Origin of the sequence: Caenispirillum salinarum, assembly GCF_044803115.1 — a bacterium.
Taxonomy (GTDB): domain Bacteria; phylum Pseudomonadota; class Alphaproteobacteria; order Rhodospirillales; family Rhodospirillaceae; genus Caenispirillum; species Caenispirillum salinarum_A.
On record NZ_CP085224.1, the window covers coordinates 4,945,428 to 4,960,891 of the forward strand.

The 15,464-nt window shown below is 70.8% G+C and carries 13 protein-coding genes; 10 read left to right on the top strand and 3 right to left on the bottom strand.

Annotation, left to right across the window (positions count from 1 at the left end; genetic code table 11):
• The first annotated feature begins 173 nt into the window (after positions 1 to 173).
• Positions 174 to 377 (top strand): DUF2892 domain-containing protein, encoded by a 204-nt coding sequence (locus LG334_RS22935; RefSeq protein ID WP_404381833.1) that lies wholly within the window; start codon positions 174 to 176, stop codon positions 375 to 377.
• A 78-nt stretch (positions 378 to 455) separates the two neighbouring features.
• Here LG334_RS22935 and LG334_RS22940 read toward each other — a convergent pair whose 3' ends face one another.
• The 3 genes from LG334_RS22940 to LG334_RS22950 all read right to left on the bottom strand — a co-directional run bounded on the left by LG334_RS22940 (position 456) and on the right by LG334_RS22950 (position 3,220).
• Positions 456 to 1,526, bottom strand: coding sequence for a cytochrome-c peroxidase (locus LG334_RS22940; RefSeq protein WP_404381835.1), 1,071 nt, complete (start codon positions 1,524 to 1,526; stop codon positions 456 to 458).
• 186 nt (positions 1,527 to 1,712) lie between these two features.
• The gene (locus LG334_RS22945; RefSeq protein ID WP_404381837.1) at positions 1,713 to 2,174 is read right to left on the bottom strand and encodes a DUF488 family protein; all 462 of its coding nucleotides are present in this window, start codon (positions 2,172 to 2,174) and stop codon (positions 1,713 to 1,715) included.
• Positions 2,175 to 2,194: 20 nt separating this feature from the next.
• Positions 2,195 to 3,220, bottom strand: coding sequence for an NAD(P)/FAD-dependent oxidoreductase (locus LG334_RS22950; protein ID WP_404381839.1), 1,026 nt, complete (start codon positions 3,218 to 3,220; stop codon positions 2,195 to 2,197).
• A 136-nt stretch (positions 3,221 to 3,356) separates the two neighbouring features.
• Between LG334_RS22950 and tsaE the strand changes: the two genes are divergently transcribed.
• The 9 genes from tsaE to LG334_RS22995 all read left to right on the top strand — a co-directional run bounded on the left by tsaE (position 3,357) and on the right by LG334_RS22995 (position 15,464).
• Positions 3,357 to 3,839, top strand: a complete 483-nt coding sequence (tsaE, locus tag LG334_RS22955) for a tRNA (adenosine(37)-N6)-threonylcarbamoyltransferase complex ATPase subunit type 1 TsaE (RefSeq protein WP_404381841.1) — start codon at positions 3,357 to 3,359, stop codon at positions 3,837 to 3,839.
• Positions 3,832 to 4,851 (top strand): aminoglycoside phosphotransferase family protein, encoded by a 1,020-nt coding sequence (locus tag LG334_RS22960; RefSeq protein WP_404381843.1) that lies wholly within the window; start codon positions 3,832 to 3,834, stop codon positions 4,849 to 4,851. The genes tsaE and LG334_RS22960 overlap by 8 nt, the downstream gene beginning before the upstream one ends.
• A complete protein-coding gene (locus LG334_RS22965) occupies positions 4,842 to 5,600 on the top strand; it encodes a nucleotidyltransferase family protein (RefSeq protein ID WP_404381845.1) in 759 nt (252 codons plus the stop codon). Before LG334_RS22960 ends, LG334_RS22965 begins: the two co-directional genes overlap by 10 nt.
• 37 nt (positions 5,601 to 5,637) lie before the next feature.
• A complete protein-coding gene (addB, locus tag LG334_RS22970) occupies positions 5,638 to 8,682 on the top strand; it encodes a double-strand break repair protein AddB (protein WP_404381847.1) in 3,045 nt (1,014 codons plus the stop codon).
• A complete protein-coding gene (gene addA / locus LG334_RS22975) occupies positions 8,679 to 12,176 on the top strand; it encodes a double-strand break repair helicase AddA (protein WP_404381849.1) in 3,498 nt (1,165 codons plus the stop codon). The genes addB and addA overlap by 4 nt, the downstream gene beginning before the upstream one ends.
• Positions 12,173 to 12,673 (top strand): GNAT family N-acetyltransferase, encoded by a 501-nt coding sequence (locus LG334_RS22980; RefSeq protein ID WP_404381851.1) that lies wholly within the window; start codon positions 12,173 to 12,175, stop codon positions 12,671 to 12,673. Before addA ends, LG334_RS22980 begins: the two co-directional genes overlap by 4 nt.
• Before the next feature lie 118 nt (positions 12,674 to 12,791).
• Positions 12,792 to 13,106: a thioredoxin TrxA gene (gene trxA / locus LG334_RS22985; RefSeq protein WP_009540491.1), complete on the top strand. Its 315-nt coding sequence runs from the start codon at positions 12,792 to 12,794 to the stop codon at positions 13,104 to 13,106.
• 301 nt (positions 13,107 to 13,407) lie between these two features.
• Positions 13,408 to 15,027 carry a glucan biosynthesis protein gene (locus LG334_RS22990; RefSeq protein ID WP_404381854.1) on the top strand — a complete coding sequence of 540 codons (1,620 nt, stop codon included), beginning with the start codon at positions 13,408 to 13,410 and terminating at the stop codon, positions 15,025 to 15,027.
• The gene (locus tag LG334_RS22995) at positions 15,012 to 15,464 is read left to right on the top strand and encodes a hypothetical protein (protein WP_404381856.1); all 453 of its coding nucleotides are present in this window, start codon (positions 15,012 to 15,014) and stop codon (positions 15,462 to 15,464) included. The genes LG334_RS22990 and LG334_RS22995 overlap by 16 nt, the downstream gene beginning before the upstream one ends.

The window sequence follows — 15,464 nt, forward strand, 5'->3', positions numbered from 1 at the left end:
AGGTCACTGCGAAAAGCTTACGCCAGCCGCAACCGAACACAAGGGAGTAGAAGTACAGGGCGGCGCTACGCCAAAGGACGCATACGGCTGTGTGACTCGGTCACAGACCCCGCAACGGCATCGGCCCATGATCGCACCATCACCTGACACAACTGGGGCTGGAGGTTACCAACATGACCAAGAACATGGGCACCATCGACCGCGGCCTGCGCGCCGTTCTCGGCATCGTGCTGATCGCGCTGGCCGCCACCGGCACCGTCGGCTGGTGGGGCTACATCGGCGTCGTGCCGCTGCTGACCGCTTTCGTCGGCATCTGCCCGGCCTACCTGCCGTTCGGCATCAAGACCTGCAAGAGCGGCGGCGCCAGGCACGCCTGATCGCGCCGGTCCGCCGGAAAAGAAAAGGCCCGCGCCGGACGCTCCGGCGCGGGCCTTTCACTGTTCAGGCGACCGTTCTTACTCGGCGGTCATGGTGACGGGGAACGGGGTGTCCGCCGTGCGGTCGGGCAGCTGCGGCACCTCGACTTCCGGGAACTCGCCGGTGGTGGCTTCCAGGAAGGCCACGATGTCGTCGACCTGGCTGTCGGACAGTTCCGCGCCAAGCTGCGACACGCCCATGATCGCCACCGCCTGGCGCAGGTCCCAGACCTGGCCGGAGTGGAAGTAGGGCTCGGTCAGGGCCACGTTGCGCAGCGGCACGGCTCGGAACACGTACTCGTCCGTTGCCGTCTGGGTCACGGCGAAGCGGCCCTTGTCGTCCGGCGGCAGGACGTCGGCGCCCGGCTTCTCCACCACGCCGAACGGGTAGTAGTCCTGCCCGCCCAGGTTGACGCCGCCGTGGCACGAGGCGCAGCCGGTGTCGATGAAGGTCTTCAGGCCGCGCTTTTCCTGCTCGTTCAGCGCGTTGGGGTTGCCCTCCAGGTACTGGTCGAAGGGCGAGGCCGGCGTGATGAGCGTTGCCTCGAACGCCTCGATGGCGCGGGCCACGTTGTCGAAGGTCACCGGATCGCTCTCGTTGGCGAAGGCGCGCTTGAAGTGGTCCACGTACTCGGGCATGGACTTGAGCGTCTCGACCACCACATCGGGCTTGTTGTTCATCTCGACACCCGCCTGGATCGGGCCCTTGGCCTGCTCCTTCAGGTCGGCGGCGCGGCCGTCCCAGAACTGCGCGGCGTTCAGCACGGCGTTGTAGACGGTCGGCGAGTTGCGCGGACCCGCCTGCCAGCCGTGGCCGATGGAGGTCTCCAGGTTGTCGTCGCCGCCCATGGCCAGGTTGTGGCAGGTGTTGCACGACAGCACCTGGCTGGCCGACAGGCGCGGATCGTGGAACAGCATGCGGCCCAGGTCGATCTTCTCGCCGGTCACCGCGTTGTCCTGCACGGCGGGGATGGTGCGGGGAATGGGCTTGAACAGGCTGTTGGCCTGTTCCATCAGCGCCTTGTCGTCGATCTGCGCCTGCGCGCCGGTGGCGGCAACAGCAAGAAGCGGCAGCGCGGCGGCGGCGGCGAGCATGGACGTCTTGAACATTCGGGGCCCTCCTGTCTTATGGCCGAACGGCGCCCCTTCGCGCCGGCACGGCTGGGTCTCGCGAGGTCGGGCCGGGCGAAGCCGCCGACCCTCACGGCTGGCTTAAGGATAACCATACAAAATTCATGGATGTCCAGTACCCTGGAATTTTTCCAGTGAGAAACCAAACCAGAGGGGAGAACGCTTTCACAGCAGGTTCAGTTGTGCGCCGGGCCGCAGATGACAAGGGATCGGCGCGCCTATCGCCTGCGCCGCATCGGCCACGATGCTCCGGTGGCACATATCGGGGTTGCGTTCTATGCATAACAGGGCGATACCGCGATGCGCGCAATCTTCGGCAATGCGCGCGACAGCCGCAGCGCCGGTGGCCAAAGCCAGGCGTGCGGCCATGACCGCCCGATAGGCTTGCATGTCGCCGGCGTTGGCGGCCTCGCGCCCGGCCTTGGGATTGCCGAGCGCCTTGTCGTGGCAATAGGCGATGCCGCGGGCCGCCAGCGCCTCTTCCAGGCGGCGACGGCAGAACTCGGGCCGGCGGGACCACGGATGGTCGCGCACGTCGACCACCAGCGTCACGCCGGCACGCCCCAGCTCATCCCGGACCGCGTCCATGGAGGCGCCCTCGTAGCCGATGGTGAACAGTCCGGCCACGGCGCCCCCCTTGCTCGGCCTCACTCCCCCGCCGGCACGCCGGTGGTGGTGGAGTGTTCGAAGTGCAGGGCCTCGCCGGGGTGGACGTAGCCGAAAGCGGCATGGGCGGCCTGGGCGGCTTCCGCGAAGCCGGTGAGGATCAGCTTCAGCTTGTGCGGATAGCTGGCGATGTCGCCGACCGCGAAAATGCCCTTCTGGTTGGTCTCCGATGTGGTCTGGTCGATGGCGATGGTGTTCTTCGCACCCATCTCCAGCCCCCATTCCGCGATCGGCCCCAGGTTGGTGGACAGGCCGAAGAAGGGCAGCAGGGTGTCGGCCTCAAGCCGGCGTTCGTTGCCGTCCAGGTCGCGGACGATGACCGCCGACAGGGCGGTGCCGTCGCCCTCCAGCCGGTCGAGCTGATAGGGTGTGACCAGTTCCACCGTGCCGGCGCCGTCCAGCGCCTTCAGCTTGTCGAAGCTGTCGGGCGCGCAGCGGAACTTGGCCCGGCGGTGGACCACCTTCACGCTCGCCGCCACCTCGGACAGCGAGATCGCCCAGTCCACGGCGGAATCCCCACCACCGGCGATGACGATGTGCTTGTCGCGGAAGCTCTCGCGCTTGCCGACCATGTAAAAGACGGACGTGCCCTCGTACTGCTCCAGCCCTTCCATGGGCGGGCGGTTGGGGCCGAAGGCGCCGACGCCGGCGGCGATGATGACCACCGGGGCCTCGATGACGGTGCCCTTCGACGTGATCGCGCGCCACTTGCCCTCTGCATCCAGGCGCTCCAGCCCGACCACCTGCTGGCCCAGGTGGAAGACGGGCTTGAAGGGCTCGGCCTGCTCGTGCAGCAGCTCGATCAGCTTGCCGGCCTCCACGCGGGGGAAGCCGGGGACGTCGAAGATGGGCTTTTCCGGGTAGAGCGCGGTGCACTGCCCGCCGATCTCGTCGAGCACGTCCACCACATGGCATCCGATGCGGACCATGCCGCACTGGAACACGGTGAACAGGCCCACGGGCCCGGCGCCGATCACGATCGCATCGGTCTCGAAGGTCGTCTGCATGAGCGGGATGCCTGAAGCAATTCTGTAAGGGGTTCGGTCGGGGCCGACAATGGCCGCTGGCGCGGGGAATATCAAGCCCCGGCGGCGCGGAAACGGCCGTTGCACCCCTCCGTCGACGGGACTAAAACGGGGGACCATGACTGATGACGCCGGCCCCGCCCTGTCCCTGATCCTGCCCGACGAGGCCGCCACCGCGCGGCTGGCCGAGGCGCTGGCCGCCGCCGCGCACCCTGGCGACGTCATTGCCCTGCGCGGCGACCTGGGCGCCGGGAAGACGGCGCTGGCCCGCGCCTTCGTCCGCGCCCGGCTCCAGGACCCGACGGAAGAGGTGCCGTCGCCCACCTTCACCCTGGTGCAGACCTACGACGACCCGGAGACGGACGCCCTGGTCTGGCACTTCGACCTCTACCGCCTTGAGGCGCCCGACGACGCCCTGGAACTGGACCTGGAAGACGCCTTCTCGGACGGCATCTGCCTGATCGAATGGCCCGACCGCCTGGGCGGATACCTGCCGCGCGGACGCCTGGACCTGACGCTGACCATTTCCTCCGAGGCCGGCGGTCGCACCGCCGTGCTTTCCGGCCCGCCGCACCTGCTGGATGCCGCCAAGAATGCCTGACACGCTGCCCCCCGACCGCGCGCCCCTGGTGGCGGAGTTCCTGAACCGCCTGGGCCGGGGAGGCGCCGCCATCACGCTGTTGGCCGGCGATGCCTCCTTCCGCAAGTACTATCGCGTCGCCACGCCCGACCACGGGGTGGAGGTGCTGATGGACGCGCCGCCGCCGCAGGAGGATATCCGCCCCTTCGTCCGCATCGCGCGGTTCCTGGCGGGCCACGGCTTTTCCGCCCCGCGCATCCTGGGGGAGGACGACGGCGCCGGCCTGCTGCTGATCGAAGACCTGGGCGACGACACCTACACCCGGCTGCTGGCGAAGGGCGAGCCGCCGGAGGAAGACCTGTACGCGCTCGCCGTGGATGCGCTGGCGGCCCTGCACAAGGTCGCGCCGCCCGCCGACGTGCCGCGCTACGACCTGGACAAGCTGCTGACCGAAGCCGCGCTGCTCACCGACTGGTTCATGCCGGCGGTCGGGCTGGAGCCGGATTTCACCGCCCGCGCCGCCTATCTGGCCGCGTGGCGGGATGCGCTTCAGGAGGCGTTTGCCGATCCGCAGGACCTGGTTCTGGTGCTGCGGGACTACCACGTGGACAACCTGCTGCTGCTGCCCGAGCGCGAGGGCATCGCCGCCTGCGGCCTGCTGGACTTCCAGGACGCCGTCATCGGCCCGGCCGCCTACGATGTCGTGTCGCTGGTGGAGGACGCCCGGCGCGACATTGACGCGGGCATGGCCGAGCGCATGGTGGAGCGCTACCTGTCGGCCTTTCCGCATGTGGATGCGGCCTCCTTCCGCACCGCCTTCACCGTGCTGGGCGCGCAGCGGCATGCCAAGGTGATCGGCATCTTCACTCGGCTCTGCGTCCGCGACGGCAAGCCGCAATACCTGCGCCACATTCCGCGCGTCTGGGGCCTGCTGCACCGCGCGCTGGACCGCGAGCCGGCGCTCGCCCCCGTGCGGGCCTGGCTCGACACCCACCTGCCGCCGGAAAAGAGGATCGCGCCCGCATGTCCGTGACCGACGCACGTCCCGCCGTTCCCGCCAAGGCCATGGTTCTCGCGGCGGGGCTCGGCACCCGCATGCGGCCCATCACCGAGCACACGCCCAAGTGCTTGGTCAGCGTCGGCGGACGGACACTGCTCGACCGCGCGCTTGACCGGGTGGCCGAGGCGGGCGTGCCGGCGGCGGTGGTCAACGTCCACCACTTCGCCGACCAGGTCCGGGCCCACCTCGAGGGCCGCACCCAGCCGGCCATCACCCTCTCCGACGAGAGCGGCGAGTTGCTGGAAACCGGCGGCGGCATCGTCAAGGCGCTGCCGCTGCTGGGCGATGACCCGTTCTTCGTGCTGAACTCCGACTGCATCGTCCTGAACGGCGTGCGGCCGGCGCTGCTAAACCTGGTCGACGCCTGGGATGCAGGGCGCATGGATGCGCTGCTGCTGCTGGCGCGCTCCGTCACCGCCCATGGCTACGACGGGCTCGGCGACTTCTTCATGGACATCGAGGGCCGCATCCGCCGCCGTGAAGAGAACGAGGTCGCGCCCTACATCTATTCCGGCGTCATGCTGGTGCATCCCCGGCTGTTCGACGGCGCGCCGGCGGGGGCTTTCTCGCTGAACGTGCTGTTCAACCGCGCCATCGAGTCCGGGCGCCTGTTCGGCCTGTCCCACGACGGCGAGTGGTATCACGTCGGCACGCCCCAGGCGATCGAGGATACAGAGCGGCAACTGTTGCTGGGGGAAGACAGCACGGCCAGCGATCAGTAGACTGCGGATCGCGTTGTCTTTTTTCGGGGGAGCCTCGGTGACGTCCGTCCTCACCATCAGCCCGCACCGCCCCTTCCTGGACGTGCTCGCCGCCGGCATCCTGGAGGAGACGGGCGGAGATCCGCTGGCGCTGTCGGAAGGCATCATCCTGCTGCCGACGCGCCGCGCCTGCCGCAGCTTGCGCGAGTCCTTCCTGCGTCGGGCCGGGGGGCGGCCCATGCTGCTGCCGCGCCTCATGGCCTTCGGCGATCTGGACGAGGACGAAACCCTGTTCGCCGGCTTCCAGGGCGACGGGCTGGCCGCCGAACTGGACCTGCCCCCGGCCATCGAGCCCATGCACCGGCTGCTGGCGCTCACCCGCCTCGTCATGGCCATGCCGCTGGCGGGGACGAAGGAAAAGACCCCGCCCGAGCAGGCCGCGCGGCTGGCCGTGGAACTGGGGCGGCTGCTGGATCAGGTGCAGACCGAACAGGTCAGCTTCGACGGGCTCCACGGCCTCGTCCCCGACGACTACGCCGAACACTGGCAGATCACGCTGCGCTTTCTGACCATCCTGACGGACGCCTGGCCCGGATACCTTGAGGACCAGGGCCGGCTGGACGTGGTGGAGCACCGCAACCGCCTGCTGGAGGCGCAGACCGCCGCCTGGGCCGCCGCGCCGCCCAAGGGCTGGGTGATCGCGGCGGGCTCCACGGGCTCCGTCCCCGCCGCCGCCGGGCTGCTGAAGGCGGTGGCCGAGATGCCGCGCGGGCGCGTGGTGCTGCCGGGGCTGGACACGCTGATCGACGACGACGCCTGGGCCGAACTGGAGCAGAGCCACCCGCAGTACGGCATGAAGGGCCTGCTGGACACCTTCGGCCTGACGCGGGCCGACGTGCCAGAGTGGTTTCCCGCCATCGGCTCCGACGACACCGCGCGCTCCGACGGCCGCGCGACCATTCATGCGGACCGCATGCGCCTGATCTCGGAAGCCATGCGCCCCGCCCGCACCACCGATGCCTGGCGCGCCATGCCGCCCCTCGATCCCGCCGCCATGGAGGGCGTGGAGCGATTGGACTGCCCGACACAGCGGGAGGAGGCGACGGCCATCGCGCTCATGATGCGCGATGCATTGGAAAGCCCCGGCCGCACGGTCATGCTGGTCACACCGGACCGCGACGTCGGCCGCCGCGTCGCCGCCGAGCTAAAGCGCTGGGGCGTGGAGATGGACGATTCCGCCGGCCGCCCCCTTTCCGGCACGCCGCCGGGGGTGTTCCTGCGGCTGCTGGGCGATGCCGTGGCGGCCGACCTGGCGCCGCTGCCGCTGCTGGCGCTGCTCAAGCACCCGCTGGCGGGCGGCGGGGAAGCCCTGCGCACCTTCCGCGACAAGGTGCGCTGGCTGGAACGGCTCGCCCTGCGCGGCCCGCGCCCCGATCGCGGCATCACGGGCCTTCACAATGCCCTGCGCCGCCACGCGCGGGAGGAGCGCAACGGCCGCACCAGGGAACAGGCGCTGGCGCTGATCCCCTGGCTGGACGGCATCGGGGCCATGCTGGAACCGCTGATGGCCGTCATGGCGCGCGACGAGGCGACCGTGCCGGATCTCGCCGACGCCCACATGCGCGCGGCCGAGGCGCTCGCCGCCACCGACGAACACGCCGGCCCCTCGCGCCTGTGGCTGGGTCCGGCCGGCGAGGCGGCGGCAAACCTGGCCGTCGACCTGGCGAACCACGGCGCCATCCTGCCGCCCCTCAGCCCCCGCACCTGGCCGGCGCTGCTGGATGCGCTCATGTCCGGCAAGCAGGTGCGGCCCGACTACAACCTTCACCCGCGCCTGTCGATTCTCGGCCCCATCGAGGCGCGCCTGATCCAGGCCGATCTTGTCATCCTGGCGGGCCTGAACGAGGGCACATGGCCGCAGGACCCCGGCCACGACCCCTGGATGAGCCGCCCCATGCGGGACAAGTTCGGCCTGCCCCGGCCGGAGCGGCGCATCGGCCTGTCGTCGCACGATTTCGCACAGGCCTTCTGCGCCCCGCGTGTCGTCGTCACCCGCGCCGACCGGGTGGAGGGCGCACCGACGGTGCCGTCGCGCTGGCTGTTGCGCATCGAGACGGTGCTGCGCGCCGGCGGCCTGCACGCGGGCGACGGCCCCAGCCCCTGGCGCATGGCGCCGCTGCACTGGCTCGACTGGGCGGAGACGCTGGACCGGCCCGACGCCATCGCCGCCGCCCCGCGCCCGGCCCCCAAGCCGCCGGTGAAAGCCCGCCCGCGCCGGCTGTCGGTGACGGAAATCGAGACCTGGATGCGCGACCCCTACGGCATCTACGCCAAGCATGTGCTGGGCTTGCGGGCACTCGACCCGCTGGACGCCGACCCCGGCGCGGCGGATTACGGCTCATTGGTGCACGACGCGCTGGAGCAGTTCGTCCGCGCCCACCCCGACGATCTGCCGGCGGACCCGTATTCGCGCCTCATCGAGATCGGGCAGGAGGTATTCAAGGAACACCTGGCGCAGCCCGGCGTCTGGGCATTCTGGTGGCCGCGCTTCGAGCGCATCGCCGCCTGGTTCGTCAAGCAGGAGGCCGCCCGCCGCCCGCGCGTGCAGGAAATGCATGTGGAGGTCTCGGGCCAGACGGAATTGCAGGGCCCCGCCGGCCCCTTCACCCTGCGCGCCAAGGCCGACCGCATCGACCTTCTGCGCGACGGCTCGCTGGCGATCCTGGACTACAAGACCGGCGCCCCGCCCTCGGCCAAGGAGGTCGCCGCCGGCTACGCCCCGCAGCTTCCGCTTGAGGCCGTCATCGCGCAAGCCGGCGGCTTCCCCGGCATCGCCGCCGGCAAGGCGGTGTCGGAGCTTCTGTACTGGCGGCTGAAGGGCGGCGACGCGGGCGGCGAGGAACGATCGGCGCACAAGGACTCCGCCCCCGACGCGCTCGCCGCCGAGGCCCTGGAGGGGCTGGAGGGCCTGATCCGCGTGTTCGACGACCCCGCCACCCCCTACGAGGCGCGGCCGCACCCCGAGCACGCCCCGCAATATTCCGACTACCTGCATCTCGCCCGCGTGAAGGAATGGAGCGCGGGCGGGGAGGACGGCGCATGACCCACCACGACGCCAATCCCCCGGCCTTCAACCCGGAAGTCCCCCAGCGCCGCGCCGCCCGCGCCGATGCCAGCGTGTGGGTGGGCGCATCCGCCGGCACGGGCAAAACCAAGGTGCTCACCGACCGGGTGCTGACGCTGCTGCTGGCGGGCACGCCACCGGAGAAGATCCTGTGCCTGACCTTCACCAAGGCGGCGGCGGCGGAGATGTCCAACCGGCTGGCCGACAAGCTGGCGGTGTGGTCCACCCTGCCCGACGCGGACCTGTTCAGGACGCTGGACAAACTGCTGGGCACGGCGCCGACCGAGGCTCAGGTGGCGCTCGCCCGCCGGCTGTTCGCGCGCGTGCTGGACGTGCCCGGCGGCATGAAGATCCAGACCATCCACAGCTTCTGCCAGGCATTGCTCCGCCGCTTCCCTCTGGAAGCCGGCATCGCGCCGCATTTCGAGGTCATGGACGACCGCGACGCCGCCGAGGCCATGGCGGAGGCGCGCGACGACGTGCTGTCCCGCGCGCGTTCCGGCACCGACCCCGAACTGGCCGACGCGCTCTCGACCATCACCGCCCTGGTGCATGAGGTGAAGTTTCCCGAGCTGCTGGTGGCCTTGTCCTCCCAACGCGGGCGCATCCGCCGCATGCTCGATGCCCACGGCGGGCTGGACGGCGCCGTCGCCGCCATCTGCGGCCTGCTGGAGGTGCCCGTGGGCGCGCGGCCCTCGACCCTGCTGGAGGCCGCCTGCGCCGACGCGGCGCTGGACACCGACGGCCTGCGGCTGTGCTGCACGGCGTTTGCCGGCGGCAGCGCCAAGGACGTGGAGAAGGGGGATGCGCTGGCGGCCTTCCTCAACGCCACGGAAGGCCCGGCGCGGCTGGCGCTGTTCGACGCCTACAAGGCGGCCTTCCTGACCAGCAAGGACGAGCCGCGCAAGACGCTGGCGACCAAGAAGGTGCTGACCGCCCAGCCGCTCGCGGAAGACCTTCTGCTGAAGGAGGCGGAGCGCCTGTGCGCCCTTTGCGCGCAAATGAAGTCCGCCACCGTCGCCGCCGCCACCACCGCGCTTCTGCGCATCGCCGACGCCGTTCTCGGCCGGTACGAGGGCTGGAAGCGGGCGCGGGCGCGCATGGACTACGACGACCTGATCCAGACCGCCCGCCGCCTGCTGGAGACCGAGGGACAGGCCGCCTGGGTGCTGTTCAAGCTGGACGCGGGCCTCGACCACCTGCTGATCGACGAGGCGCAGGACACCAACCCCGACCAGTGGGCCGTTGTGCGCGGCATCACCAGGGAGTTCTTCGCCGGCGCCGGCGCGCGGGACGAGACCACGCGCACCGTCTTCGCCGTCGGCGACCGCAAGCAGTCCATCTACAGCTTCCAGGGTGCCGATCCCGATGCCTTCGAGGCCATGCGCGGGCTGTTCGCCGATCATGTCCCCGCCTCGGGCGCCACATGGGACGAAGTGCCGCTGGAATTCTCCTTCCGCTCCACCCCGGCGGTGCTGGAGGCCGTGGACGCCGTGTTCAGCACCACGGGGTCCGCGGCGCAGGACGGCGTCGTGCTGCCCGGCGAGAACGTCCGCCACATCCCCTTCCGCCGGGGGCAGGCGGGGCTGGTGGAGGTGTGGCCGCCCGTCGTGCCCGCCGCCGCCGAGGAGCCGGACCCCTGGAAGCCGCCGGTGGAGCGCCTGCGCGCCGACTCCGCGCAGACCCGCCTCGCACGGCTGGTGGCGAAGCGCATCCACCGCATGGTCACGGACAAGGAACGGCTGGAGAGCGCGAACCGCCCCATCCGCCCCGGCGACATCATGGTGCTGGTCCGCCGGCGCGGGCCGTTCGTCGAAGACCTCGTCCGCGCCTTGAAGGAACTGGACGTGGAGGTGGCCGGCGTCGACCGCATGGTGCTGACCGAGCAGATGGCGGTCATGGACCTGATGGCGCTGGGTCAGTTCCTGCTGCTGCCGGAAGACGACCTGACGCTCGCCTGCGTGCTGAAAAGCCCGCTTATCGGCCTGACCGAGGACGACCTGTTCGACCTCGCCCACAATCGCGGGCGCCTGAGCCTGTGGGACGCGCTGGCCAAGCGCCAGGGGCGGGCGGATGCCTTCGGCGAGGCCCATGCCGTGCTGTCGGACCTGCTGGGCCGGGCCGACTTCCTGCGGCCGCATGAACTCTATGCCCATGTGCTGTCCGGCCCGCTCCAGGGCCGGCGGCGGCTGCTGTCGCGCCTGGGATGGGAGGCCGAGGACCCCATCGACGAGTTCCTGTCCATGACGCTCGCCTACGAGCGCGGCCACGCCCCCAGCCTGCAAGGCTTCCTGCACTGGTTCGAGACGGGCGCCACCGAGATCAAGCGCGACCTGGAAAGCGGCGACCGCGATGCCGTGCGGGTGATGACCGTGCACGGCTCCAAGGGCCTTCAGGCGCCGGTGGTCTTCCTGCCCGACACCATGCAGATGCCCACCGTGGGCCCGACGCTGCTGTGGCACGGCGACGGCGAGGACCGGCTCATGCTCTGGCCGCCGGGCGCCGACCACACCGACGCCGTCTGCCAGGAACTGAAGGACGCCGCCAAGGCCGCGCGCGAGCGGGAGTACCGCCGCCTCCTTTACGTCGCCATGACGCGCGCCGAGGACCGGCTGATCGTCTGCGGCTGGGAAACCCGCAAGAGCCGCCCCGACGGCTGCTGGTACGACCTGATCCGCGCTGCCCTGGAGCCGCTGGCCGCCACCGCCGAGGACCCGTTCCTTGAGGCCGAGGGCGAGACCGAGGGGGCGGAGGTGCTGCGCCTGACCTCCGACCAGAAGGCCGATCCCGACCGCGCCCGCGAGGCCCGCGAGGAAATCGACCACCACCGCGAACCGCCCGCCTGGCTGCGCCGGGCGCCTGAGGCCGAGCCGCGCCCGCCGCGCCCGCTCACGCCGTCGGCCCCGACGGTGGAGGACCCGCCGGTGCGCTCGCCGGTCGGGCAGGACGCGACGGCCGAGCGCGTGCGCTTCCAGCGCGGCCGCCTGATCCACCGCCTGCTGCAAAGCCTGCCGGATATTCCGGACGGCGCGGCGCGGGCGGAGGCGGCGCGACGCTACCTCGCCCGCCCGGCATGGCAGCTCCCGCCCGGGGAGCAGGAGCAGATCGCCGCCGAAACGCTGGCCGTCATCGCCGAACCGGCTTTCGCCGCCCTGTTCGGCCCCGGCTCCCGCGCCGAGGTGCCCGTGGTCGGGCTGGTGGGCCGGCATGTGGTCTCCGGCCAGGTGGACCGGCTGGTGGTCACCGAAGACGAGGTGCTGGTGGTCGACTACAAGACCAACCGCCCGCCGCCGCAAAAGGTCGACGACGTCTCGGAAGGCTACCTGCGGCAGATGGCCGCCTATCGCGGGGCCTTAGCGGACCTGTACCCGGGACGGCCGGTGCGGTGTGCTCTGTTGTGGACGGACGGACCGCGCCTGATGGAACTGCCCGCCGGCCGCCTGGATGACCTGATCGAGGACATGGCGAGATGACCCGCCGCGCCACCGCTTCCGCCTCCCCCAGGGCCGTCCGGCCGGACCCGCTGATCCAGGTCCGCGACGCCGAGCCCTTCGACGAACCGGGATGGCGGACGCTCTGGCGCGACTACGTGCGGTTTTACGATGCCGAGGTGCCGGAACGGGTGACGGCCCACACCTGGGCGCGCGTCCTGGACCCCGCCTCGCCGGTGGACTGCCTGGTGGCCGTCGCGCCGGGCGGAGAGCGGGTGGTGGGGTTTGCCGTCACCGTCCTGCACGAGGGCACCTGGACCGACCGGCCGGTGTGCTATCTTGAAGACCTCTTCGTCGCCGCCGACATGCGCGGGCGGGGGGTGGCGCGCCGGCTGATCGAGACGCTGGCCTGCCGGGGCCGGTCGCGCGGCTGGCACCGGCTGTACTGGCAGACCCATCACGACAATGCCGAGGCCCGGGCGCTGTACGACCAGCTGGCACGCCTGACGCGGTTCGTTCGTTACGACCTTGATCTCTAGGGGCGGGCGCCGGCCGCGCCACCGCCCCGCTTGACGCGGGTGTGGCGGCTTCCTAGAGTCCATGCGAGATTTGAGCGGTTCACGGTCCGCTTCACGGATTGCGAAAGGAACGGTTTACATGAAGCAAGTCACCGACGATTCGTTCGACGCCGACGTCCTGCAGTCGACGACTCCCGTCCTTGTCGACTTCTGGGCGGAATGGTGCGGTCCGTGTCGCCAGATCGCCCCGGCGCTGGAGGAAATCTCCACCGAGATGGCGGACCGCCTGACCGTCGCCAAGGTCAACATCGACAACAACCCCATGACCCCCAGCAAATACGGCGTGCGCGGCATTCCCACGCTGATGCTGTTCAAGGACGGACAGGTCGCCGCCACCAAGATCGGCGCCCTGCCCAAGAGCAAGCTGGTGGAGTGGGTGGAGCAGTCGCTCTAACCCCTTCAGGCCAAAGGCGGAAATCCCTCCGTCGGTCTATATCTTAAGGCAGCCCGTCGCCCCCGCGCGACGGGCTTTCTTTTGCTCACGGAACGGAATAAGATCGCTCACACCGTTGTCACAGAACATCTGTTTCCCTGGGAAAAGGCACCAGTCACGGCGAGTCACAGCCGCTTGTGCGCAGTGCTCCCAACGCAACCGGCCGCAGTAAACGGCGTTCGGACAGCGTCGGGACCGTCGGGTCGAATGGCTCGCGTGGCTCGGTGACTTTCACTGTTCTGTAATCACGTCGACAACGGACATGACGACATACATCCCGCGTCTCCTCGGCGGCATCAGCCGCCGTGCCCTTCTGTGTGGCCTGACCGCCACCGCCCTGGCGCCGTCCGCGCTGGCCGCCGCGACACCGGCCCCGCGCATGGACGCCGCCGCCGCGCCGCCGGCAAAGGTGACGCCGCCCGCGCCGCCGGCCGGGCCGTTCTCCTATGACTGGCTGGTGGACGAGGCCCGCCGCCTGGCCGCCGAGGCCTTCCAGCCCCACGACGGCGACATCCCCGACGTGCTGGCGGACCTGGGGTACGACCAGCACCGCGACATCCGGTATCGCCCCGACCACGCCCTGTGGCGCGGCGCCAGCCCCTACGAGGTTCAGTTCTTCCACCTGGGCTCCTACTTCGACCGACCCGTGCACGTCTACGACGTGACCTCGGGCGCGGCTGAGCCGGTCGCCTACGACCCGGGCGCCTTCGACCTGGGCCGCAACCGGTTCGACAAGCCCCTGCCCGAGGGCCTGGGTTTCGCCGGGCTGCGGGTGCACTACCCGCTCAACGACCCCGAGGTGCTGGACGAACTGCTGACCTTCCTGGGCGCCAGCTATTTCCGGGCGCTGGGCCGCGGCAACCGCTACGGCCTGTCGTCGCGCGGCGTGGCGGTCGGCACCGGCCTGCCCGAGGGCGAGGAGTTCCCCGCCTTCACGCGCTTCTACGTCGCGCGCCCGACCGGGCGCGGCAAGCCCCTGATGATCCACGCCCTGCTGGACGGTCCCAGCCTGACCGGCGCCTTCCGATTCGACGTGCGGCCCGGCGCCGCCACGACCATGGAGGTCACCGCCCGCCTGTTCCTGCGCGAGGACATCAAGCGCCTGGGGCTGGCGCCGCTGACCAGCATGTTCGAGCACGGGCCGGGCGACCCAAAGGACGGCGCCGACTACCGCCCGCGCGTGCACGACAGCCAGGGCCTGCTCATGCACACCGGCAGCGGCGAATGGGTCTGGCGCCCCCTGCGCAACCCCAGCACCCTGGCGCTGTCCGCTTTCCAGGACGGCGCGCCCAAGGGCTTCGGCCTGATGCAGCGCGTGCGCCGCTTCGACGACTACGAGGACCTGGAGGCCCGCTACGACCTGCGCCCGTCGCTCTGGGTGGAGCCCAAGGGCGACTGGGGCAAGGGGGCTGTGACACTCATCGAGATCCCAACCCCCGACGAGACCCACGACAACATCGTCGCCTTCTGGACGCCGGAGAAACCCGCCAAAGCCGGCGAGGACGTCACCCTGCGCTACGTTCTGCACTGGGGGCTGGAGGGGCCGAAGCCGCCGCTTGCCACCGTGCGCGAGACCCGCGTCGGCGCCGGCGGCGTGCCGGGCCAGCGCGGCGAGGCCGACAGCCGCAAGATCGTGCTGGATTTCGTCGGCGGCCCGCTCGCCGAACTTCCGCCTGAATCCGAGGTGATCGTGGCGCTCGAGGCATCGGGGATTGAAACCTCCCGACCCGTCATCCAGCACAATCCGGTGACCGGGGGACGCCGCGTGTTCTTCGATCTTCCCGCCGCCGGCGAGACGCCGGCGGAGCTGCGCTGCCGGCTGACCGACGCCGACGGCACGGTCCTTAGCGAAACATGGAGTTTCCAATGGTCCCGGCTCTGACATCGGCTCCCGGTGAGCCGCATCCACACGAACAGGTGGATCGGTTCTGGCGCGGCATTGCCGAAGGCACCGCCGCCTACCTGCGCACCGGTCACGCGCTGTCGGCCCTTGAGGCCGGCACCCGCGCCGCCGCCGCCGTCACCGCCGTCCGCGCGGGCTGCGGCGGCCTGCCCGACCGCGAACACGCCCTGGCCGAGGCGCTGGAACTGGCCCTCGACGACCTGACGGGGCCGGAGGCGCCGCTGTCTGCAGGAACCGGGCCGCGTCACCGGCCGCGTCCGCCCGGCCTGCCGGCCCGCGGACTGACAATGGCAAAGCAGCCGCTGCGCCCGGTCATCCTGGCGCCGTCGCCCCGCGACCAGGCGATGCGGCTGTGGAGCATGGTCGCCGCCACGCTGCTGGTCCCCGGGCTGGCGGCGGCGCTTGCCCTCATCTGA

Coding starts and splice junctions, on each gene's coding strand:
- LG334_RS22935 (WP_404381833.1), top strand. CDS start 174: ATGACCAAGAACATGGGCACCATCGACCGCGGCCTGCGCGCCGTTCTC.
- LG334_RS22940 (WP_404381835.1), bottom strand. CDS start 1,526: ATGTTCAAGACGTCCATGCTCGCCGCCGCCGCCGCGCTGCCGCTTCTT.
- LG334_RS22950 (WP_404381839.1), bottom strand. CDS start 3,220: ATGCAGACGACCTTCGAGACCGATGCGATCGTGATCGGCGCCGGGCCC.
- tsaE (WP_404381841.1), top strand. CDS start 3,357: ATGACTGATGACGCCGGCCCCGCCCTGTCCCTGATCCTGCCCGACGAG.
- LG334_RS22960 (WP_404381843.1), top strand. CDS start 3,832: ATGCCTGACACGCTGCCCCCCGACCGCGCGCCCCTGGTGGCGGAGTTC.
- LG334_RS22965 (WP_404381845.1), top strand. CDS start 4,842: ATGTCCGTGACCGACGCACGTCCCGCCGTTCCCGCCAAGGCCATGGTT.
- addA (WP_404381849.1), top strand. CDS start 8,679: ATGACCCACCACGACGCCAATCCCCCGGCCTTCAACCCGGAAGTCCCC.
- LG334_RS22980 (WP_404381851.1), top strand. CDS start 12,173: ATGACCCGCCGCGCCACCGCTTCCGCCTCCCCCAGGGCCGTCCGGCCG.
- trxA (WP_009540491.1), top strand. CDS start 12,792: ATGAAGCAAGTCACCGACGATTCGTTCGACGCCGACGTCCTGCAGTCG.
- LG334_RS22990 (WP_404381854.1), top strand. CDS start 13,408: ATGACGACATACATCCCGCGTCTCCTCGGCGGCATCAGCCGCCGTGCC.
- LG334_RS22995 (WP_404381856.1), top strand. CDS start 15,012: ATGGTCCCGGCTCTGACATCGGCTCCCGGTGAGCCGCATCCACACGAA.